The following is a 19,872-nucleotide window of genomic DNA, read 5'->3' on the forward strand; positions in this document are numbered from 1 at the left end:
CCGCGCACACTGAGAGGTGTGGGCGGCACCCCGCACCACCCTGCATTGAGGAGTTCCCCCGTGGCCATCTCGGTCTTCGACCTGTTCTCGATCGGCATCGGCCCGTCCAGCTCCCACACGGTCGGCCCGATGCGCGCGGCCCGTATGTTCGCCCGGCGGCTGCGGAGCGAGGGTCTGCTGGACTCCGTCGCGTCGGTGCGCTGCGAGCTGTACGGCTCGCTCGGCGCGACCGGCCACGGCCACGGCACGCCGAAGGCGGTGCTGCTCGGCCTGGAGGGCTCCTCACCGCGCACGGTCGACGTCGAGGGCGCGGACGACCGGGTGGAGCAGATCAAGGAGTCGGGCCGGCTGCGGCTGCTGGGCTCGCACGAGATCCCGTTCTCCTTCGACGAGGACCTGGTCCTGCACCGCCGCAAGGCTCTCCCGTACCACGCCAACGGCATGACGATATGGGCCCACGACGCCGAGGGCGCCGAGCTGCTGGCGAAGACGTACTACTCGGTCGGCGGCGGCTTCGTCGTGGACGAGGACGCGGTCGGCGCGGACCGCATCAAACTCGACGACACGGTCCTGAAGTACCCCTTCCGCACGGGCGACGAGCTGCTGCGGCTGGCGAAGGAGACCGGCCTGTCGATCTCCTCGCTGATGCTGGAGAACGAGCGCGCCTGGCGCACCGAGGACGAGATCCGCGACGGGCTGCTGGAGATCTGGCGGGCGATGCAGGCGTGCGTCTCCCGGGGCATGTCCCGTGAGGGCATCCTGCCGGGCGGTCTGCGGGTCCGTCGGCGGGCCGCCATGACGGCACGTCAACTCCGGGCGGAGGGCGACCCATTGGCGCTCTCCATGGAGTGGATCACGCTGTACGCGATGGCGGTGAACGAGGAGAACGCGGCCGGCGGCAGGGTGGTGACGGCCCCCACGAACGGCGCGGCCGGCATCATCCCGGCGGTCCTGCACTACTACGTGAACTTCGCGGCCGGTGGCGCCTCCGAGGGAGAGAAGGAGGACGGAGTGGTCCGCTTCCTGCTCGCGGCCGGCGCTATCGGCATGCTCTTCAAGGAGAACGCCTCCATCTCCGGCGCCGAGGTCGGCTGCCAGGGCGAGGTCGGCTCGGCCTGCTCGATGGCGGCGGGCGCGCTGGCCGAGGTCCTCGGCGGCTCCCCCGAGCAGGTCGAGAACGCGGCCGAGATCGGCATGGAACACAACCTCGGCCTCACCTGCGACCCCGTGGGCGGCCTGGTCCAGATCCCGTGCATCGAGCGCAACGGCATGGCCTCGGTGAAGGCGGTCACCGCGGCCAGGATGGCGATGCGCGGCGACGGTTCGCACAAGGTGTCCCTGGACAAGGTCATCAAGACGATGAAGGAAACGGGCGCGGACATGAGCGTCAAGTACAAGGAGACGGCCCGGGGCGGGCTGGCGGTGAACATCATCGAGTGCTAGGGAAATAGACCTTCCCTGATCACTGGGCGGAATGCCCCCGAGACCGGCTCGGCGCAGGGGCCTCCCATGACGCGGTACGCGTTCACGGCGGTGACGATCCGGCCGTCCCGGACGCGAGCTGCGACTGCCACGGTGTGGCCGTAGAGCCTGCCCTTGCTCAGGTCCAAGGCGGCGAACAGGTGCCTCGGCGATCTTCTTGACTCCGGCAGCCTTCGCCACCGGCTCGCCCTGCACGGACAAGAGCACCGTCCGGGCCCGCCGCGGACGGTCCGCCACAGGCGCTGCCTCTCGTCGTCATCGATCTCGCGGACGCGTACTCGTTCCGCCACCCCAGCCTGACGACACCGCGCCGCCCGGGCGGCACAGCGCCAGGCGCCCCCGCGTTCCGAGGGTGGCGCCGAATCGACGGACCACGCCGCCCGATAGGGCGGGGCTTTACGACCGATCCGGTGAAATGCGACGACATGCCGCAAGATCAGCACTCTCCGTGTCTACATAAGCACTATCAGTGACATCATCGGCCGATCTGACTGTCTTGCAGCGGATTGGCACCCGGAGGCTGAAGTGGGAACGCTGAACAAGCTGGAACAGCGCTTCGAGGCTCTAGTCAACGACACCTTCGCCAAGATCTTCAGATCCGCCGTGCAACCCCTGGAGTTCGCCGGCGCGCTCCGGCGCGAGTGCGACGTCAACGCCAGGATCTGGATCCAGGGCTGCACCATCGCACCCAACGGTTTCATCGTCGAACTCAGTCCGGGCGACCACGAGGCTTACGGCGCATGCCTGGTCATGCTCGGCGAAGAGCTGGTCGAGAAGGTGCGCACGCATGCCGAGGAACAGCAGTACTCGTTCGTAGGTCCGTTGAAGGTTCAGCTACAGCGGACGGAGAACTTGAAGGTCGGGCAGTATCGCGTGCGCAGCCGCCTAGAGGTGCCGCCCGAGGTCCAGCACGCCCTGGAAGTCGACCAGTGGTACCGCGCCACGCACGCGACGGCGGTCGGACTGGGCGGCGGTGGCGCCCGGACCTGGCAACCGCCGACGCATGTCCTGCGAGGCGACAAGCGGGTACTGACCCCTGATCAGCTCATATCGATGGGGCTTTCGTTCAGCGAAAACGGCAGCTTGGTCCGCGCCGCCCCGCCGGGTGCTCTCGCCGCGCCACCGCGGCCACTCCGCCTCGTCGAGCCCGTTACGGACCGCCCGGGCGTCGCTGTCCTGTCTCGGCCCGGTCACGCGGTGCGTGCCCCCGCTGCCGGGCAGGGCGGGCGTCCGGCGCTCGAGCCCGCAGGGGTGGTACCGGGCCTGAAGCCTGCCCGCCGCCACGCCGTCGACTCTGTGCCCGAGGGGCCCACCATCTCGTCGAAAGGACACAGCATGACGAACGATCGCGACCTGTACGCCGGCGATCCTGCACCTGGCAGGGGCAGGGAGCTCTCCGACGGGTTCGTTCCCACGCCACCGGACCCGCACGTCGCCGACGGGCCCCAGGCCTCCGTGCCGACGGAGCCGTTGACCAGCCCGCGGGCGGCCCACGAGACCGTGACGCAGGGCGGGCCGGCAGAGAATCACTCCCCGGCGCCTGCGGGGAACCGCTTCGGCGCGGTACCCCTTGCGGCTCCCTATGACAGGGGCGCGCCGCCGACCCGGGTCGCCGGCGGGACACAGCCCTACGCTCGCCCGCCGGCGCACCACACTCAGGCCCAATGGCTGGAGCCGGACTGGAACGGCCGCGGGGTACTGGGGCACAGTGCGACTGTCGAGCTCTCCTCCGACCGCCTGCTGCGCGGCCAGCCCAACGGCCGGAAGATCCTCAGCCGGTTGCGCATCGGCGGCAGGACCGCCGAACGAGAGCGCCAGCAGAAGTTGGCCATCCTCCGCACGCCGGTGATGCAGTGCCACAAGATCGCCGTCATCAGCCTCAAGGGCGGAGTCGGCAAGACGACCACCACGACCGCCCTGGGCGCGACTCTCGCCACCGAGCGGCAGGACCGGGTCGTCGCGATCGACGCCAACCCGGACGCAGGCACCCTCAGCCGCCGTGTCCGTCGCGAAACCGGCGCGACCATCCGCGACCTCGTAGCCGAAATCCCGAACCTCACCAACTACATGTCCGTACGGCGCTTCACCTCCCAGTCCGCGAGCGGCCTCGAGGTCCTGGCCAATGAGGTGGACCCCGCTCTCTCGACGGCGTTCAACGACGAGGACTACCGACAGGTCGTCAGCTGCCTCGGACAGCACTACCCGATCATCCTCACCGACTCCGGCACCGGCCTGCTGCACAGCGCGATGCGGGGCGTCCTGGATTTCGCGGATCAACTGATCGTGGTCGCCACGCCCAGCGTGGACGGCGCGACCAGCGCCAGTACCACCCTGGACTGGCTCATTGCGCACCAGTACGAGGACCTCGTCAGCCGGAGTATCACCGTGGTGTCCGAGGCGCGCCGGAAGAGCAAGGCCGTGAAGGTGAACGAGGTCGTGGACCATTTCCGTGCCCGTTGCCGGGGTGTGGTGATGATCCCGTTCGACGAGCACCTCGCGACGGGCGCGGAGGTCGATCTGGAGCAGATGAAGGCACGGACCCGCGAGGCCTACTTCGACCTGGCGACGCTGGTGGCCGCGGACTTCCCCCGCACCCAGCCCGAGGCCGTGAGCTGGGCGGCCTCCTACCCTCACTCGGGATACAACGCGCCCAGCTACTTCGCCGCTCCCGCACGGGCGTGATCTGTCACCGGAGTCGATCTGCCGGCTGATTTCGAGGCCTCGGCCCTGAAGGACCCTGCGGTGGGAGGAGACGCCGACGCGGTTGCGGAACCGCCCTGCCGTACGAGCCCGACACGAGAGGCCCTCGGATCCGTCCGGGGGCCTCTCGCCAGGTGGCACCCCGCCTCTGGGACGTACGGCGCTGGTTCGTCAGAATGCAGCCATGCGCGCAGGCAGCGTCCGGCCCTCGACGGTCGGTGCAGTCCCCGAGGTGACTCGAGGCGAGCCCGCCCGTGCCGGATCCACAGGTCGAACATCGAGTGCCGAGGGAGCTTCCCCCGATATGAGCAGGTCCGTCGTCAGCGCTGTCAGCAGCAGCGCCACATACTCCTTCACCAAGCCGAACCGGGAGAGTGTCACGCTGGTCGCCGGGGTCGGGGTGGTGGGGGACGTGCATGCCGGGGCCACGGTGAAGCACCGGTTCCGGATGGAGAAGGATCCCTCGCAGCCGAATCTGCGGCAGGTGCACCTCATACACGAGGAGCTGTTCGAAGAGGTGCGTACGGCCGGGTTCGAGGTGGCCGCCGGACAGCTCGGGGAGAACGTGACCACGCGCGGGATCGACCTGCTCGGGCTGCCCACCGGGACGCGGCTGCGGCTCGGCGGACAGGCCGTGGTCGAGGTGACCGGGCTGCGGAATCCCTGCAAGCAGATCGACGGTTTCCGCAAGGGCCTGATGAAGCAGGTCGTCGGTCGGGGCCCGGACGGCCGGCCGGCCTTCAAGTCCGGGATCATGGGTGTGGTCCTCAGCGGGGGTGAGGTGCGGCCCGGGGACTCGATCACGGTCGAGCTGCCGGACGGGCCGCACCACCCCCTGCGGATCGTCTAGGAACCGCCCTGGAAACCGTCCTGCGGCTCACGCCGGACGGGGCCCGCCACGCCGGACACGTTCTGAGTCGGCCACGTCCCAGGTCGGACACGTTCTAGCTGGTCGGACACGTCCTAGCCGCGGAAGGCCGCCGGGCGTTCCGGGCTCGCCTCGGCCAGGGCCTTCGCGACCGCCTCGGCGCCGGCCCGCAGCCCGTACACGGGGGTGTCGGGCTGCTGCCGCCAGGAGTCGTCGATGCCGCCCGTGTCGACGGTGTCGAAGCCGAGCTCGTCGATCAGGGCGCGGACCTTCGCCTTCGCCGCCTCGTCGTCGCCGGCCACCGGGAGCGCCATGCGGTCGGGGTCGCCCGCGGCGAGCGGGCGGTCCAGGATGTCCTGGGCGTAGGTACCGTTGAAGGCCTTGATCACGGGGTGGCCGATGTGGCGTTCGGTCCAGCGGCTCTCGGTGAGGCCCTCGTCCTCGATCTCCGCGATCCGGCCGTCGCGCTGCTGCGGGTAGTAGTTGTTGGTGTCGATGACGGCCACGCCGTCGGCCGCGCCGTCCAGGATGCCGGACGGCAGGCCCGGGACGGCCTTGGTCGGGATCGTGACCACCACGACCTCGGCACCGCGCGCCGCCTCCTCGGCGGTGACGGGGGTCGCTCCCGTCTCCTCGGCGAGATCCTTGAGCGTCTGCGGGCCGCGGGAGTTCGCGACGGAGACGTCGTGGCCCAGCGCGCTGAGGCGCCGGGTGAGGTTGCCGCCGATGTTGCCCGCGCCGATGATGCCGATCTTCATGAGAGGCCTTGCCTTCCGTGACCGAGTCGAGTCAATTCGATGCGCATGCATGCACCTGATGGGGCCAACCTCGGCCGGCGGCGAGCTATTCCGGCGCCACGACGGTTCCTTCGGAATGCTCCGCGGCCCGGCACCGGCCGCCGAACGGATCCTCCAGTTCCGCCGCGAGGACGGCCGCCGCGGTTTCCGGGTCCCCGTCCGCGACGGCGCGTACCAGCGCCTCGTGGACCTCGTCGGCGGTGTCGGGCTCCTGGACGCGCAGTCCGGTCAGAGTCAGGAGATCGCCCAGGCCCTTGCGCAGGTCGATCTGCCGCTGGCGCTGGAACGGCACGGCGGCCGGTGGACCGTGCGCATCGAGCGCCGGTCATGAGGAGGGGGCGCCCCGCATCGCGAGGCGCCCCCTTTCCGCTCGTCTCACTTGTTCAGGTGCGCCCAGAACTCGTCGAACGAGAGGAGCTTGTCACCGTCGAGGTCGCGGCTCTTGATGATGACCTCGGCGACCGACTCGGTGACGTTCCAGTCACCCCCCTGGGCCAGGGCGGTCTTGAACTCGGCCGCGGTGATGAAGCCGTCACCGTCCGTGTCGATCCGCTGGAACTCCTTGCGCGCTTCTTCGATGTCGGCCACCGATCCGCCCCTCTTCGTCATGCCTTGCGGTCATACTCGCTGTTCTACTGACGCAGGTCAGGTTAACGGCCCTGGTGAGCGCGGAGTGCGGCGACCACCCAGGAGAACTCCTCGTCGTACGACGGCTGGCATCCGACGCCGTTCACGATCGCCGACAAGTGACGGTACCGGGCCACCCGTACGTGCGAGGCGGCGGTCAGCCGGTCCAGGACGGCGGCCCGGTCGGCGTCGCCCAGCAGGTCCCGCAGGAGTTCCTCGGCCGCCGGGTCGCCGGGGGCGACGCCCTGCCGCAGCGCCTCGCCGCCGAGGTGCACGAGACGGCTCATGAACCACAGGGACGTGCCCGCCGGGACGTCCGGCCCGCGGTCCGCCGCGTTGAACTCGACCATCGTCCGCATCAGCGTCCGGAATTCCGGGTCCTGGATCAGCTCGGCCAGCTCCACCCAGGCGTCCACCTGCTCGGGAGCGGGATCGTCCGGCAGGTCCGCGGTGGCGAACCGCAGCCGGGTGCGGATGTCGGGGTCGGCGGTGTCGAGGCCGTCGAAGATCTCCGCCGTGAAGTCGTCGAGGAGCCGTTTGCGTTCGGCCGCCGACAGCCGGGCCAGTCTGTTCATCAGGGTCATCTCCTCCGCGGTCGAGCCGCGTCGCGCCACGGACGACAGCACGGCCCGGGTCACCTTCAGCGATCCGATCTGCGCGTCCAGCGCCGTCACGTGCGCCGCCGCGACCTCCGCGACCGTCCGCTCCCCGGCCAGCACCCGGCGCACGTCGGCCAGCCCGAGGCCCAGCTCGCGCAGGGTGCGGATCAGTTCGAGACGGGCGGCGGACTCGGCGTCGTAGAGGCGGTAGCCGCCGGCCGATCGGGCCACCGGCGCCAGGACGCCCTCGTCGGACCAGAAGCGGATGGTGCGCACGGTCAGTCCGGTGGAGCGGGCCAGCTCTCCGATGGTGAGAAGTCCGGTGCCGTCGTCGATCATGTGGGTGAGTGTGGGCCTTCCAGTGGGTGGAGACTCAAGGCGCGCGAAGGGAATCGGTGCGGTGGGGGACTTGCGGAACATTCTCGACGCGGCCGGGCGCGGTGTCTTCCCTCCCCCCGACGGCCGCACGACCGTCCTCCCCCAGCCGTCCCCGCGCGACGCGGGCGTCCTCTCCTTCACCGCGCACTCGGTGGTCTTCGTCGACGAGGACCCCGCCTGGGTGTACGACACACTCGCCGCCGCCGACTGCGACGCCCTCGCCGCGTCGATGAGCCCCCGGTTCCTGACGGCTCTGCTGGACCGCACGGGCCGGGTCGCGGAGACGGTCGACGCGCTGGTGGTCGGCTCCCCGCTGCCGGGCCCGCCGCCCCTCGCGCTGACGGAGATCGAGGACCCGGAGCATCCCCGGGTGGTCAGCTCGCGCAGACGGCGCGACGAGGTGCGGGTGTGGGCCGCGGAGGGCGGCGTGGTCGTCCTCGGGCGCGGGGTCGCGGGCCGGCTGGAGGTCGCCGTGGAGGTCGAGGAGGGCGTGCGGCACCGGGGGCTGGGCCGGGCCCTGGTCACCGCGGCACGGCACCTGGGCGGGGGCGAGCCGGTGTGGGCGCAGATCTCGCCGGGGAACGCCCGCAGCACACGGGCGTTCCGGGCGGCGGGCTATCTGCCGGTCGGGGCGGAGGCGCTGCTCACCGTCCGGCGGGAGCCGGACGTCGGGGCGGTCAGTGCCACGGTACGTAGTTCAGGTTGCTCACACAGCCGCTGAGCACCTCGGTCTTCGTGGCCTTGTCGACGGGACACGCGCCGAGGACGTACTGCCGTGCGATGCCGCCCGGGAAGGCCACCTCGACCTGGTCGGCGTACTTGTGGGTGTCGCCGATGGTGCGGTTGACGTCGATGCCGCCCGGGGCGTCGATGTAGTAGTTGTAGCTCGACTTCCAGCGCTTGTAGAGGTCGTGGTCGTAGGTCGTGGAGACGTACGGGGAGGGCTGGTTCTGCAGGACGTACTTCTCGATGTCGTACTGGCCGGTGACGACGTCCTTGGGGTAGAAGCCCTCGTCGAAGATGACCTCGGGAGCGCGGTTGTCGCTGCGCCACAGCGTGCCGCAGCTCTTGCGCCAGACCGGTGCCGGAGTGATGCGCGGGACGTCCACCTGCCGGTCGGCGGCGGCCTTGACGGGGTCGTCGAACTGGGGACAGGCGGGTGCGGCGGCCTTGGTCCTCGCCTTAGCGGGAGCCTCGGCCGGTGCGGCGGCGGGCACGGCCGCCGTGGTCGCGAGGACGGCACCCAGGGAGAGGACGGCGGCGGCTACCCGCCGCCGGACACGAGTGATGATCATGCGCAGCACGATGTCGGTTCCCCGACGGCGAGCCGTGGATCATCACCCGATCGGCGGCGTGTCCCCGACCGGGGTTGCCTAGCGGAAGATGCCGGTGTGGCCGAGCGAGTAGCGGCCCGGCTGCGGGTAGACGGCCAGACCGTGCGGGCCCCGGCCGACCTTGATCCGGGCGAGCTGCTCCCCGGTGCCGGTGTCGATGGCGTACACCTCGGAGTTGTAGCGCCCGGACAGCCACAGCACCTTGCCGTCCGCCGAGACGCCGCCCATGTCGGGGCTGCCGCCGTCCGGGAGGCGCCACTTCTTGGTCAGCGCGTTCTCGTGGAAGTCGAAGACGGAGACGGTGCCCTCGCCCCGGTTGGAGACGTACATCTCGCGGGAGTCGCGGCCGATGTACAGCCCGTGGCAGCCCTTGCCGGTGTGCAGGAACTCCGGCTTGCCGAAGGTGTCGCCGTCGACGATCCACATCCCGTCGGCCATCATGTCCGCGATGTAGAACCGCTTCCCGTCGGGCGAGACCTTCACGTCCTGCGGCATGGCGCCCTTGAACGGCAGTCTCTGCTGTCCGACGACCTCCATCTTCTCTGTGTCGACCTTCAGCAGTTCACCGCTGAACTCGCAGGACACGATGAAGTACCTCCCGTCGAGGGAGAAGTCGGCGTGGTTGACGCCGTAGCAGGTGACCGGTTCCGTCTTGATCCGCTTCATGGTGTGCGGGTCGCGGAAGACGAGTTCACGGTCGAGGGAGGCCATGACGACGGCGTATTTGCCGTTGGGCGTGAAGTAGAGGTTGTACGGGTCGTGCACCTCGACCGACTTGCCCGCCTTGCCGGTCTTCGGGTCGATGGGGGTGAGGGTGTGCCCCCGGTTGTTGTTGACCCACAGCGTCTTCATGTCCCAGGAGGGGACGACGTGCTGCGGCTGGCGCCCCACCCGGAGGGTCTCGATCACCTCGTACGTCTTCGGGTCGATGACGGAGACGGTGTCGGACTCGGTGTTGGGGACGTAGACCCTGGACGGGAAGTCCTTGACCACCGGGGAGAGCTTGCCGGGGCGGTCGGCGGCGTAGACGTCCTTCGGGTCGAGCACGGGCGGCATGCCGGGCAGACCGTCGACGACGGACTTGTGGACCTTCTTCGCCGGTGCGGGAGCGGCCGCCTTGCTGGCGCCGCTCCGTCCCTCCCCGGCCGCCCCGCCCCCGCCGTCGGTGCCACAGGCGGCGAGGACGGTGAGCGCGGCGCCGGTGAGCAGGGCGCTTTTCACGAGGGTGCGGTGCATCAGCCGATCAGCTCCGTGGTGGTGACCGCGCGCAGTCCGCGGCGGTCGAGTTCGTCGAGTACGGCGGGGAGGGCGGCGACCGTGTCCGCGTACCCGAAGTGCAGGCTCACGACGGACCCGTCCCGGATCCCGCCGAGGATGTTGCGGGCGACGGCGGCGGCACCGGGCGAGGTGAAGTCGAGGGAGTCGACGTCGTAGGAGAGGACGTGCGGGTAACCGGCGCGGCGGGCCAGCGTCGCCACGAGCGGGGAGGCGCGGGTGGCGCGGGAGGGCCGGAACCAGGTGCCGATGGACCCGGTGAGCCGGCGCAGCCGCTCGGCGCACCCGGCGATCTCGGCCGCGGCCTCGGCCTCCGGCATGGCGTTGATGTCCAGATGGCGCTGGGTGTGGTTGCCGAGGTCGTGGCCACCGTCGAGAATCCGGCGGGCGAGGTCGGGGTGCTCGTCGAGCCAGGACCCGACGGCCAGCACGGTGACCCGCGCGCCGTGCCGCTCGGCCTCCCCGAGCAGGGCCCGGGCGACGGCGGGCTCGCCCTGACCGTGAAAGGTGAGAGCGACCCGGGACCGACCGCTCGGACCGTGACTGATCTGAGCGGGCTGCCGGGGGAAGGCACGGGGCGCGGGGGCGGCGAGCGGACGGGCGGAGGCCTTGGGGGCGCGGGTGGGGGACGCGGAGCCCGGGGAGGCGGAGGCGGGGGCATGCGGAGCGACGGCGCCGGAAGGGGACTTGAAGGGCGAGCACGCGGCCGCGAACGCACCCCCGGCGACGAGCCCGGCGCCCGCCCGCAGCACGGAACGACGGTCGGATGTGGTCACCCGCACCATTTAAGGCCGCATATGCGGCATTTCCGCCCATTGACGCAACCCGGCTCGCCGACCGGGGCCGCCACACCCAGCCCCTCCGGCACTTGAGCACGAGACCCGACCAGAACGGAAGCGGGGGTCCGAGGGAACAGCCCTCGACTCACGAACCAGGGCCGCCACACCCAGCCCCTCCGGCACTTGAGCACGAGACCCGACCAGAACGGAAGCGGGGGTCCGAGGGCGCAGGCGACCAGGGCCGCCACACCCAGCCCGTCCGGCGTTTGAGGACGAGGCCCGTTCAGGGCCGAAGCGGGGGTCCGGGGGCGGCAGCCTCTGGAAGTCGGCCTCGGAAGTCGGCCTCGGAGGCGGTCGTGGAGACACCCGCGCATACCCGGCCCACCGCCGGAGGCATCAGCGGTCGGCGACCCGCATCTCGAACCACGTCGTCTTGCCAAGGGGCAGCAGATCCACGCCCCAGCGGTCGGAGAGTTTGTCGACGAGGAACAACCCCCGCCCGCTGATGTCCAGCTCCTGGACCGGCATCAGGCAGGGCAGCCCCCGGGAGGGATCGCGGACCTCGACCCGGATCCAGCCGCGTCGGCGCCGCATCCGGAGGCCGAAGACCCGGGCACCGGTGTGCCGTACGGCGTTGCCGACGAGTTCGGAGACGAGAAGGACCGCGTCCTCGGTCATCTTGGGGGTCAGTCCCCACTGGCGCAGGACGACGACCTGGGCCAGCCGGCGGGCCGTGGCGGCGGACTCGGGGCGGGACGGCAGCGGAACCTCTCCGTCCGTCGGGTTGCCGAACAACTCCAGCGCTTTCAACGCCCGTTCGTCCTCGACCGCAGGCGACCAGCGCGCCGCGGTCGCACGGCCCGGTCCCCGCGGCTGTTCGATGCCCTCCAGCCCCGCCATGCCCCCATCATGGCCGCCCGGAGCCCCCTTGGGGGCCGTTCCTACGGAATACGCCCCCCGGAATCCACTGTTCCGGATGAATCGATCGGCATATGCCAGGGGCAGTTCAAAGCCCGACAAACCGGGACTGACCTGCGGCGACAACTCCCCGGAAGACGCTCGACGGGGCCGCTCGACAAGGCAGGCTTAAGGTCTCCTTAAGGTTCCCATAAACCGCCCCATCGAGGGACCCCGGATGAGACGCCCCGTCAATTGCAAGTGATTCCGGGGAGTTCGAAGGAGACCTCCCTCACAGGAACTTGGCCTTGCCCGGGCCTTCCTCGACGAAGCTGCGCATGCCGATCTCGCGGTCGGCGGTCGCGAACAGACCCGCGAACCAGTTCCGTTCGACGGCCAGACCCGTCTCGATGTCGGTCTCCAGACCGGTGTCGATCGATTCCTTCGCGGCCCGCAGCGCGATCGCAGGGCCCTGCGCCAGCTTCGCGGCCCAGCGGTGCGCCTCCGTGTACACGTCGGCGGCCGGGACGACCCGGTCCACCAGGCCCAGGGTCAGCGCCTCGTCGGCCTTCACCATCCGGCCCGTGAAGATCAGATCCTTCGCCTTGGAGGGGCCGACCAGCCGGGAGAGGCGCTGGGTGCCGCCGGCGCCCGGGATCAGCCCGAGCAGGATCTCCGGCTGGCCCAGCTTGGCGTTGTCCCCGGCGATCCTGAAGTCCGCGCAGAGCGCGAGCTCGCAGCCGCCGCCCAGCGCGTAGCCGGTCACCGCCGCGACGACCGGCTTGGGGATGCGGGCCACCGCCGTGAAGGAGTCCTGGAGGGCGCGGGCGCGCAGGACCATCGCGGTGTGGTCCATCTCCTGCATCTCCTTGATGTCCGCGCCCGCCGCGAACACCTTCTCGCCGCCGTACACGACGACCGCGCGTACGTCGTCACGACGGGTCGCCTCCTCGGCGAGCTCCTTGAGCCGGTCCTGGGTGGCCACGTCCAGCGCGTTCATGGGCGGGCGGTCGAGACGCAGCGTGCCGACGCCGTCGGCGACTTCGAGATTCACGGTCATGGCAGCAGGTTAACGCTGACTAACGGCGGCGGGCCCGGTGCGGTCGGTCACATCGGGCCGGGGGTCCGGGGGTTGCCCCCGGGCAGACACAGCACGCTGACTAACGGCGGCGGCCTCGGTGCGGTCGGTCACATCGAGGCGGGGGGCCGGGGAACCGGGGGTTGCCCCCGGGCAGACACAGCACGCTGACTAACGGCGGCGGACTCGGCGCGGTCGGTCACATCGGGCCGGGGGGCCGGAGGCATCGGGGCGGGGCCGGAGGCATCGGGGCGGGGGCATCGGGGTGGGGTGGAGACGACGAAGGGCCCGGTGCCGTGGGTCGCGGCGCCGGGCCCTTCCGGGAGTCATCGAGCGGGTGCTACTTCGTCCACTCCGCCCACGGGATGTTCCAGCCGTTGAGGCCGTTGGCCGGGTTGACCGTCGGGTCGGTGGAGTTCTTCACGACCACCACGTCGCCGACCATCGAGTGGTTGAAGAACCACGCGGCCGGCACGCCGCTGTCGTAGCCGCCGCGCACGTCCCGCAGGCCGATGCAGCCGTGGCTGGCGTTGTAGTTGCCGAAGGCGTCGCCGCCCCAGTAGTTGCCGTGCACGAAGGTGCCGGAGTCGGTCAGGCGGATGGCGTGCGGGACGTCCTTGATGTCGTACTCGCCGTCGTAACCGACCGTGTCACCGTTCATGCGGGTCACGGTGAACTTCTCGCTCATGACCATCTGGCCGTTCCAGGTGGCGTAGCCGGGCTTGCCGGTGGTGACCGGAATGGTCTTGACGACCTTGCCCTCCTGCGTGACCTTCATCGTGTGCTTCTTGGCGTCCACGACGGTCACCTGGTCGCGGCCGATGGTGAAGGAGACCGTCTTGGCCTGCTTGCCGTAGACGCCCTTGCGGCCCTCGACGCCGTCGAGGTTCAGCTTCACGGTGACCTTGGTGCCGGCCTTCCAGTACTTCTCGGGACGGAAGTCGAGGCGGTCGTTGCCGAACCAGTGGCCCTGGACGTCGACGGCCGGCACGGTCGTGATGGAGATGGCCTTCTCCACGTCGTCCGGGTGGGTGATGCCCCGGGTGAAGCGCACCGAGAACGGCATGCCGACGCCGACCGTGGAGCCGTCCTCGGGCGTGAAGTTGCCGGTGAAGGTGTTCTGCGGGCTCAGCGTGGTGAAGGACGAGTCCTCGGCGGCCGTACGGCCCTCGGAGTCCTTCGCGACCGCGTGCACCTGGTACTTGGTGGACCCGGCGAGATGCGTGGCCGGCGTCCAGCCCACGCCGTCCGCGGAGATCGCGCCGGTGACCGCCGTCCCCTTGTCGTCCTTGACGACGACCTCGGTCAGTTTGCCCTTGGCGGCCGTCACCTTCAGGGCGCCGCTGGTGTCGACGTCCTTGGCACCGGTCTTCGGGGCGATGGTCACGACCGCCTCGGACTGCTTGCTCTCGGCGGTGGCCGAAGCGCCCTTGCCGTCGGAGCCCGCGTCCTTCGCGGACCCGGAGTCCGAGTCCCCGCCCCCGCCGCAGGCCGTGACGGCCAGCAGCAGCCCGCCGACGATCAGCGCCAACCGCTTGTCGCGGCCGCGCGAGCGCCCCCCAACCGACGCCCCCGATATCGGTCGCACGTTCAAAGTCGTTCTCCCCACTCCCCCGGGCCCTCCCCGGGCCCGCACCGCGACGCGTCCCCCGCGTTCGCCGCATATTAACCACAAGGTCAACGGCCTGGACGGGCCAAGATTGTCACCGTTCAGTCCCAACTAGGACCGTGCGAACGCGGGGAAGGTTGCATCGGGGGGCGAGCTCATTTCAGGGCGCCGCCGGCGATCCACTCCTTCCAGGTCATGTTCCAGCCGCCGAGCCCGTTGTCCGGGGCGACCTGCTTGTCCTTGCTGTGCACGACCTCGATGACGTCACCGACGAGCGAGCGGTCGAAGAACCAGCCCGCGGGCGTGTCCGCCGCGCCGCCCTTGACGTCCCTGAGGCCCACGCAGCCATGGCTCACGTTGACCCGGCCGAAGACGTCCTCCGCCCAGTAGTTGCCGTGCAGGAAGGTGCCGGAGCTGGTCAGCCGCATGGCGTGCGGCACGTCCGGAATGTCGTACTCGCCCTTGCCGTCGGCCTTCTTGAAGCCGACCGTGGCGCCGTTCATCCGGGTCAGCTCCAGCATCTCGGTCACCACCATCTTCCCGTTGTAGGTGGTGTTCTTCGGCGCCCCGGCCGTGATCGGCACGGTGGCCAGCAGTTCGTCGTCGCGCCGCACCTGCATGGTGTGCTTCGCCGCGTCCACCAGGGACACCTGGCTGCGGCCGACGGTGAAGGAGAACGACTTGTGCTGGAGCCCGTAGACACCGGGCGCCCCCTCGACGTCGCGCAGCCCGAGTGTGACGGTGACCCGGGTGCCGGGCTGCCAGTACTCCTCGGGCCGGAAGTCGAGCCGGGTGTCCCCGAACCAGTGCGGCCGGATGTCCACCGCGGGTTCGGCCGTGACCCGGACGGCACGCTGAACCGCGGCCCGGTTGTCGATCTCCCGGTTGAACTCCAGCGAGACGATCATCCCGGTGCCCACGGTGGAGCGGTTCTCCGGGGTGACGTAGCCGATGAAGCGCTCTTCGGGGACGTAGGTGGTGAAGGTGGTGTGCCGGGCCGAGCGGTTCCCGTCGCCGTCCAGGGCGACGGCGTCGACGGTGTAGCGGGCGGCGAGCCCGAGCCGGTCGTCGTCCGGCCGCCAGCTCGCTCCGTCCGCGGTGATCCTGCCCGGGACCGGGGTCTCCTGGGCGTCCTGCGACCTGACGACCTTCACGGACTCCAGCCGCCCGCCCGGAACCCGCACCAACAGCCGCTCTTCGGGCCGTACCCCTTTCGTTCCGTCCGCCGGGGTGACGCGGATGACGTCCTCGGGGGCCGGGGGCTTGCCGAGCACCCGGTCGAGTCCGCTCCGGCTGTCCTCGCCGGTGCAACCGGCGGCCCCGGCCAGTAGTCCTGCCCATGTCAGTACGGCGGCCAGTGCGACCCCCGCGCGCCGTGCGCGCCCTTGTACGTGCCTCACATGGTGCCCAACGACCGGGCACGCTCCGGGGAAACGTGAGTGCGAGGGCCGCTCTGGGCAGAAATGGGGGGAGGACGACGCGACGGGGAGCCGCGGCCGGGACACCGCGCGCTCTTTTCCCACGTCGTTCCATGAGCCGCGGGAGGCTGAACGGTGTCCAGCGCAGCCGAGCAGGAGGCGGTGGCGGAACGCGCCACGCCGGACACCGTCATGAACGGTGCGTCGCGCAAGGTGCCGGGTCCACCCGTGTGGCCGGGCGCGTCCACACCACTGGGCGCCCGGTTCCGGGTCGGCCCGGACGGGGTCGCGGGCACCAACTTCGCGCTGTGGGCGGGTGGGGCGGAGTCGGTCGAACTGTGTCTGTTCGACGAGGCCGGCCGGGAGACCCGTGCCCGGCTCACCGAGCTCACGCACGAGATCTGGCACGGCTTCGTGCCGGGGATCATGCCGGGCCAGCGTTACGGCTACCGGGTGCACGGCCGCTGGGATCCGTGGACCGGCGGCCGCTGGAACCCGGCGAAGCTGCTCCTGGACCCGTACGCCAGGGCGGTGGACGGCGAGTTCAGCCTGCCGCCGGAGGTCTACGGGCATGTCCGGGACTGGCCCCAGCAGCAGGTCGCCGACACGGTGCGCGACGAACGGGACTCGGCACCGCACGTGCCCAAGGGCGTCGTCGTGCACGATGACGACGACTGGGCCGACGACCGCCGTCCGAAGACGCCCTGGGCGGACTCGGTGATCTACGAGCTGCATGTGCGCGGCTTCACCCGGCTGCACCCGGGGATCCCGGAGGAACTGCGCGGCACGTACGCCGGGCTGGCGCACCCGGCGGCCGTGGAGCACCTGGTGAAGCTGGGCGTCACGGCGGTGGAGCTGCTGCCCGTCCACCAGTTCGCGCACGAGGACCATCTGCTGCGCCGGGGGCTGAAGAACTACTGGGGTTACAACTCCATCGGCTACTTCGCCCCGCACGCCGCGTACGCCTCCGCCGGGACGACGGGCGGGCAGGTCGGCGAGTTCAAGCGGATGGTGCGCGCCCTGCACGCGGCGGGCATAGAGGTGATCCTCGACGTCGTCTACAACCACACGGCGGAGGCCGGCGAGCTGGGGCCGACGCTGTCGCTGAAGGGCATCGACAACCGGGGGTACTACCGGGTGCAGTCGGACGCGCGCCGGTACGCCGACTACACGGGCTGCGGGAACACCCTGCACGTGGTCCAGCCCCATGTGCTGAGGCTGATCACCGACTCGCTGCGCTACTGGGTGACGGAGATGGGCGTCGACGGCTTCCGTTTCGACCTGGCGGCGGCGCTGGCGCGTTCCATGCACGACGTCGACATGCTGTCCCCGTTCCTGGCGGTGATCGCGCAGGACCCGGTGCTGCGCCGGGTGAAGCTGATCGCCGAACCCTGGGACGTGGGCTCGGGCGGCTATCAGGTGGGCGCCTTCCCGCCCCTGTGGACGGAGTGGAACGACCGCTACCGCGACGCCGTACGGGACTTCTGGCGGCAGTCGCTGCCGGACGTCCGGGAGATGGGCTACCGGCTGTCGGGGTCGAGCGACCTGTACGCGTGGGGCGGACGCCGGCCCTACGCGTCGGTCAACTTCGTGACCGCGCACGACGGCTTCACCCTGCGCGACCTGGTGTCGTACGACCGCAAGCACAACGAGGCCAACGGCGAGGGCAACCGGGACGGCACGAACGACAACCGCTCCTGGAACGGCGGCACCGAGGGCGAGACGGCCGACGAGCGGGTCCTGGCGCTGCGGCGGAGGCAGCTGCGGAACCTGCTCACGACCCTGCTGCTGTCGACGGGCGTGCCGATGCTGGTCGCGGGCGACGAGCTGGGGCGCACCCAGCGGGGCAACAACAACGCCTACTGCCAGGACAACGAGATCAGCTGGCTGGACTGGGGGCTGCTCGATGAGCCGGCATGGCGCGCCCTGTTCGACCTGACCGCCCGGCTGATCGCGCTGCGCCACCGGCACCCGGTGCTCCGCCGCCGCGCCTTCTTCTCCGGGCGGGCGCACTCGGCGGACGGACTGCGGGACCTCGCCTGGTTCACCGAGCGGGGCACCGAGATGACCGAAGGGGACTGGTACGCGCCCGCGGCGACCCTCGGGATGTACCTGTCCGGACGGGACATTCCCGGCCGGGACGAGCGGGGCGTGCCGATCACCGACGACAGCTTCCTCGCCGTCCTGCACGCCGGGGACCGGCCGGTGAGCTTCGTCCTGCCCGGGGCGCCGTGGGCGGAGCGGTACGAGGTGGTCGTCGACACGTCGAACGAGGAGCAGGGGGAGGCACCGGGGGTGACGCACCGGGCGGGGATGCCGGTCACGGTGCCGGGGCGGGCGGTGCTGCTGCTGCGGGTGGTGGGGTGAGGCAACGTCGAAGACAGCGTCGCGGGCAACGTTTCAGGCCCATGAACTCCCCGGCGGATTCCTGGCCCCGAGGCCGGCCGGCTGATCACATGGACGCAGCGCCCCGGCCACCCCCACTCTCCGCCTCCGCCGCCCCGAGGATCCCCCATGCCCGAAATATCCCGCCGTGCCTTCAGTGGTCTCGTCGGTGGTGGTGCCGTGACCGCCGTCGCCGGTACGGTCACCGCCGCCGAGGCGGCCCCCGCCCAGGCGGCACCCGCCGAGCAGCCGTTCAAGGCTCGTCCCGGCGCCGCAAAGGGCCGCCGCCCCAACCTCCTGGTCATCCTCGGTGACGACCTGGGCTGGGCCGACCTGTCGTCCTACGGCGCCCCGCACATCAGGACGCCGAACCTGGACCGGCTGGCCCGGCAGGGAGTGCGCTTCACCGACGCCTACTCGGGGTCGGCGACCTGCTCCCCCACCCGGTTCAGCCTGTACACCGGGCGATACCCCGGGCGCACGAAGGGCGGGCTGGCCGAGCCGATCGCCAACAAGGCGCAGGGCCTGGACCCGAACCACCCCACCCTGGCCTCCCTGCTGAAGAAGGCGGGCTATTCGACCGCGCTGATCGGCAAGTGGCACTGCGGCTGGCTGCCGGACTACAGCCCCACCAGGTCCGGCTGGGACGAGTTCTTCGGCAACCACGGAGGCGTGCTGGAGTACTTCTCCAAGCTGGGCCAGCTCGGTGACTACGACCTCTACGAGGGGGACGCCGAGTACAAGGACCTGCGTTACTACACCGGCGTCCTCACCGAGCGGGCGGTCGAGTACGTCGGCCGGGACCACGACAGGCCGTGGTTGCTGAACCTCAACTTCACCACCCCGCACTGGCCCTGGCTCGCGGAGGACGACGCCGAGACGGGCGCCGAGATCGCGGCGAAGATCCGGGCCGCGAAGACCCAGGCCGAGGTCGGCCGGGCGCTCAACCACTACGACGGCGGCTCGGTCGAGAAGTACGCGCAGATGGTGGAGAGCCTGGACGCGGCGGTCGGCGAGGTCCTCACCGCGCTGCGCCGCTCCGGCCAGGAGGAGAACACGCTGGTGCTTTTCGCCAGCGACAACGGCGGTGAGCGCTACTCCTACAACTGGCCGCTCAGCGGACAGAAGTTCGTCCTGCTGGAGGGCGGGATCCGGGTCCCGACGATCGTCCGCTGGCCCGCCCGTATCGACGGCCACCAGGTCAGCCACGAACCGAACGTCTCCCCCGACTGGACGGCGACCCTGCTGGAGCTGGCGGGCGCCCGCCCCGATCCGGCGTACCCGCTGGACGGCACGAGCCTCGCCGGATACCTGCTGCGCGGTGAACGGGTTCCGGAGCACGACCTGTTCTGGCGGGTCCGGGCCAACCGGGCGCTGCGCCGCGGGGACTGGAAGTACTACCAGGACGCCACGAAGACCGACCACCTCTACAACCTGGCCGCCGACTCGCGTGAACAGGCCGACCTCGCCCCGGACCGGCCCGAGCTGCTCGCCGAGCTGAAGGCGGCCTGGGAGCGGACCGCGGCCGGGCTGCTGCCGTACACCGACTGAGCGGCGCCCCGGAGAGGCCGGTTCCCGGGGAGCGCGGGGACCGGCCGTTCCCGGGCGGCGCGGGGATCGGCCGGCTCACTCGAACGGGCCTCAGC

Annotated in this window: 17 protein-coding genes and 1 pseudogene; 6 read left to right on the forward strand and 12 right to left on the reverse strand. The window is 70.8% G+C overall.

The window, feature by feature from the left end:
- Positions 1-60 precede the first annotated feature (60 nt).
- Positions 61-1,443, forward strand: coding sequence for an L-serine ammonia-lyase (locus tag ACFVYS_RS34765; RefSeq protein ID WP_389508624.1), 1,383 nt, complete (start codon positions 61-63; stop codon positions 1,441-1,443).
- Positions 1,444-1,484: 41 nt separating this feature from the next.
- Here ACFVYS_RS34765 and ACFVYS_RS34770 read toward each other — a convergent pair.
- Positions 1,485-1,583: pseudogene (locus ACFVYS_RS34770) on the reverse strand (cytidine deaminase); the annotation flags it as partial.
- Positions 1,584-2,007: 424 nt separating this feature from the next.
- On the opposite strand from ACFVYS_RS34770, the gene ACFVYS_RS34775 reads away from it, so the two are divergent.
- Together ACFVYS_RS34775 and ACFVYS_RS34780 are read left to right on the forward strand one after the other, a co-directional pair.
- Positions 2,008-4,164: an FhaA domain-containing protein gene (locus ACFVYS_RS34775; protein WP_389508626.1), complete on the forward strand. Its 2,157-nt coding sequence runs from the start codon at positions 2,008-2,010 to the stop codon at positions 4,162-4,164.
- Positions 4,165-4,486: 322 nt separating this feature from the next.
- Positions 4,487-5,032 carry an MOSC domain-containing protein gene (locus ACFVYS_RS34780; protein WP_389508628.1) on the forward strand — a complete coding sequence of 182 codons (546 nt, stop codon included), beginning with the start codon at positions 4,487-4,489 and terminating at the stop codon, positions 5,030-5,032.
- Positions 5,033-5,145: 113 nt separating this feature from the next.
- Here ACFVYS_RS34780 and ACFVYS_RS34785 read toward each other — a convergent pair whose 3' ends face one another.
- The 4 genes from ACFVYS_RS34785 to ACFVYS_RS34800 form a co-directional block, all read right to left on the reverse strand.
- Positions 5,146-5,808, reverse strand: a complete 663-nt coding sequence (locus tag ACFVYS_RS34785; protein WP_389508630.1) for an NADPH-dependent F420 reductase — start codon at positions 5,806-5,808, stop codon at positions 5,146-5,148.
- 85 nt (positions 5,809-5,893) lie between these two features.
- On the reverse strand, positions 5,894-6,139 hold the full coding sequence (locus ACFVYS_RS34790; RefSeq protein ID WP_389508632.1) for a hypothetical protein: 246 nt from the start codon (positions 6,137-6,139) through the stop codon (positions 5,894-5,896).
- A gap of 83 nt (positions 6,140-6,222) precedes the next feature.
- Entirely contained in the window at positions 6,223-6,435 is a 213-nt protein-coding gene (locus ACFVYS_RS34795) for an EF-hand domain-containing protein (protein ID WP_028807102.1), read from the reverse strand.
- Between the two features lie 62 nt (positions 6,436-6,497).
- Positions 6,498-7,412, reverse strand: a complete 915-nt coding sequence (locus ACFVYS_RS34800) for a MerR family transcriptional regulator (protein ID WP_389508634.1) — start codon at positions 7,410-7,412, stop codon at positions 6,498-6,500.
- A gap of 61 nt (positions 7,413-7,473) precedes the next feature.
- Here ACFVYS_RS34800 and ACFVYS_RS34805 point away from each other — a divergent pair, with 61 nt between their 5' ends.
- Positions 7,474-8,172: a GNAT family N-acetyltransferase gene (locus ACFVYS_RS34805; RefSeq protein ID WP_389508636.1), complete on the forward strand. Its 699-nt coding sequence runs from the start codon at positions 7,474-7,476 to the stop codon at positions 8,170-8,172.
- Here ACFVYS_RS34805 and ACFVYS_RS34810 read toward each other — a convergent pair.
- From ACFVYS_RS34810 to ACFVYS_RS34840, 7 genes are all read right to left on the reverse strand, one after another.
- Positions 8,129-8,746, reverse strand: a complete 618-nt coding sequence (locus ACFVYS_RS34810) for an ADP-ribosyltransferase (RefSeq protein WP_389508638.1) — start codon at positions 8,744-8,746, stop codon at positions 8,129-8,131. The two genes, ACFVYS_RS34805 and ACFVYS_RS34810, sit on opposite strands and share 44 nt — an antisense overlap.
- 78 nt (positions 8,747-8,824) lie before the next feature.
- Positions 8,825-10,021 (reverse strand): YncE family protein, encoded by a 1,197-nt coding sequence (locus ACFVYS_RS34815; RefSeq protein WP_389508640.1) that lies wholly within the window; start codon positions 10,019-10,021, stop codon positions 8,825-8,827.
- Positions 10,021-10,845, reverse strand: coding sequence for a polysaccharide deacetylase family protein (locus ACFVYS_RS34820; RefSeq protein ID WP_389508642.1), 825 nt, complete (start codon positions 10,843-10,845; stop codon positions 10,021-10,023). The genes ACFVYS_RS34815 and ACFVYS_RS34820 overlap by 1 nt, the downstream gene beginning before the upstream one ends.
- A 390-nt stretch (positions 10,846-11,235) precedes the next feature.
- Positions 11,236-11,739, reverse strand: coding sequence for an ATP-binding protein (locus ACFVYS_RS34825; protein WP_389508644.1), 504 nt, complete (start codon positions 11,737-11,739; stop codon positions 11,236-11,238).
- 289 nt (positions 11,740-12,028) lie between these two features.
- Positions 12,029-12,796: an enoyl-CoA hydratase-related protein gene (locus tag ACFVYS_RS34830; protein WP_314218943.1), complete on the reverse strand. Its 768-nt coding sequence runs from the start codon at positions 12,794-12,796 to the stop codon at positions 12,029-12,031.
- A 358-nt stretch (positions 12,797-13,154) separates the two neighbouring features.
- Entirely contained in the window at positions 13,155-14,408 is a 1,254-nt protein-coding gene (locus ACFVYS_RS34835; protein ID WP_389508647.1) for an Ig-like domain-containing protein, read from the reverse strand.
- Between the two features lie 170 nt (positions 14,409-14,578).
- Positions 14,579-15,823, reverse strand: coding sequence for an Ig-like domain-containing protein (locus ACFVYS_RS34840; protein ID WP_389508649.1), 1,245 nt, complete (start codon positions 15,821-15,823; stop codon positions 14,579-14,581).
- Between the two features lie 153 nt (positions 15,824-15,976).
- Here ACFVYS_RS34840 and glgX point away from each other — a divergent pair, with 153 nt between their 5' ends.
- Together glgX and ACFVYS_RS34850 are read left to right on the forward strand one after the other, a co-directional pair.
- Positions 15,977-18,208 carry a glycogen debranching protein GlgX gene (gene glgX, locus ACFVYS_RS34845; RefSeq protein WP_389508651.1) on the forward strand — a complete coding sequence of 744 codons (2,232 nt, stop codon included), beginning with the start codon at positions 15,977-15,979 and terminating at the stop codon, positions 18,206-18,208.
- 147 nt (positions 18,209-18,355) lie between these two features.
- Positions 18,356-19,777, forward strand: coding sequence for a sulfatase (locus ACFVYS_RS34850; RefSeq protein WP_389508653.1), 1,422 nt, complete (start codon positions 18,356-18,358; stop codon positions 19,775-19,777).
- The last annotated feature ends 95 nt before the right edge of the window (positions 19,778-19,872 follow it).

The sequence above is a fragment of the Streptomyces sp. NPDC058295 genome, assembly GCF_042880655.1.
In the GTDB taxonomy this organism is placed as follows: domain Bacteria; phylum Actinomycetota; class Actinomycetes; order Streptomycetales; family Streptomycetaceae; genus Streptomyces; species Streptomyces coriariae.

Coding starts and splice junctions, on each gene's coding strand:
- ACFVYS_RS34850 (WP_389508653.1), top strand. CDS start 18,356: ATGCCCGAAATATCCCGCCGTGCCTTCAGTGGTCTCGTCGGTGGTGGT.
- ACFVYS_RS34810 (WP_389508638.1), bottom strand. CDS start 8,746: ATGATCATCACTCGTGTCCGGCGGCGGGTAGCCGCCGCCGTCCTCTCC.
- ACFVYS_RS34800 (WP_389508634.1), bottom strand. CDS start 7,412: ATGATCGACGACGGCACCGGACTTCTCACCATCGGAGAGCTGGCCCGC.
- ACFVYS_RS34815 (WP_389508640.1), bottom strand. CDS start 10,021: ATGCACCGCACCCTCGTGAAAAGCGCCCTGCTCACCGGCGCCGCGCTC.
- ACFVYS_RS34780 (WP_389508628.1), top strand. CDS start 4,487: ATGAGCAGGTCCGTCGTCAGCGCTGTCAGCAGCAGCGCCACATACTCC.
- ACFVYS_RS34825 (WP_389508644.1), bottom strand. CDS start 11,739: ATGGCGGGGCTGGAGGGCATCGAACAGCCGCGGGGACCGGGCCGTGCG.
- ACFVYS_RS34785 (WP_389508630.1), bottom strand. CDS start 5,808: ATGAAGATCGGCATCATCGGCGCGGGCAACATCGGCGGCAACCTCACC.
- ACFVYS_RS34830 (WP_314218943.1), bottom strand. CDS start 12,796: ATGACCGTGAATCTCGAAGTCGCCGACGGCGTCGGCACGCTGCGTCTC.
- ACFVYS_RS34820 (WP_389508642.1), bottom strand. CDS start 10,845: ATGGTGCGGGTGACCACATCCGACCGTCGTTCCGTGCTGCGGGCGGGC.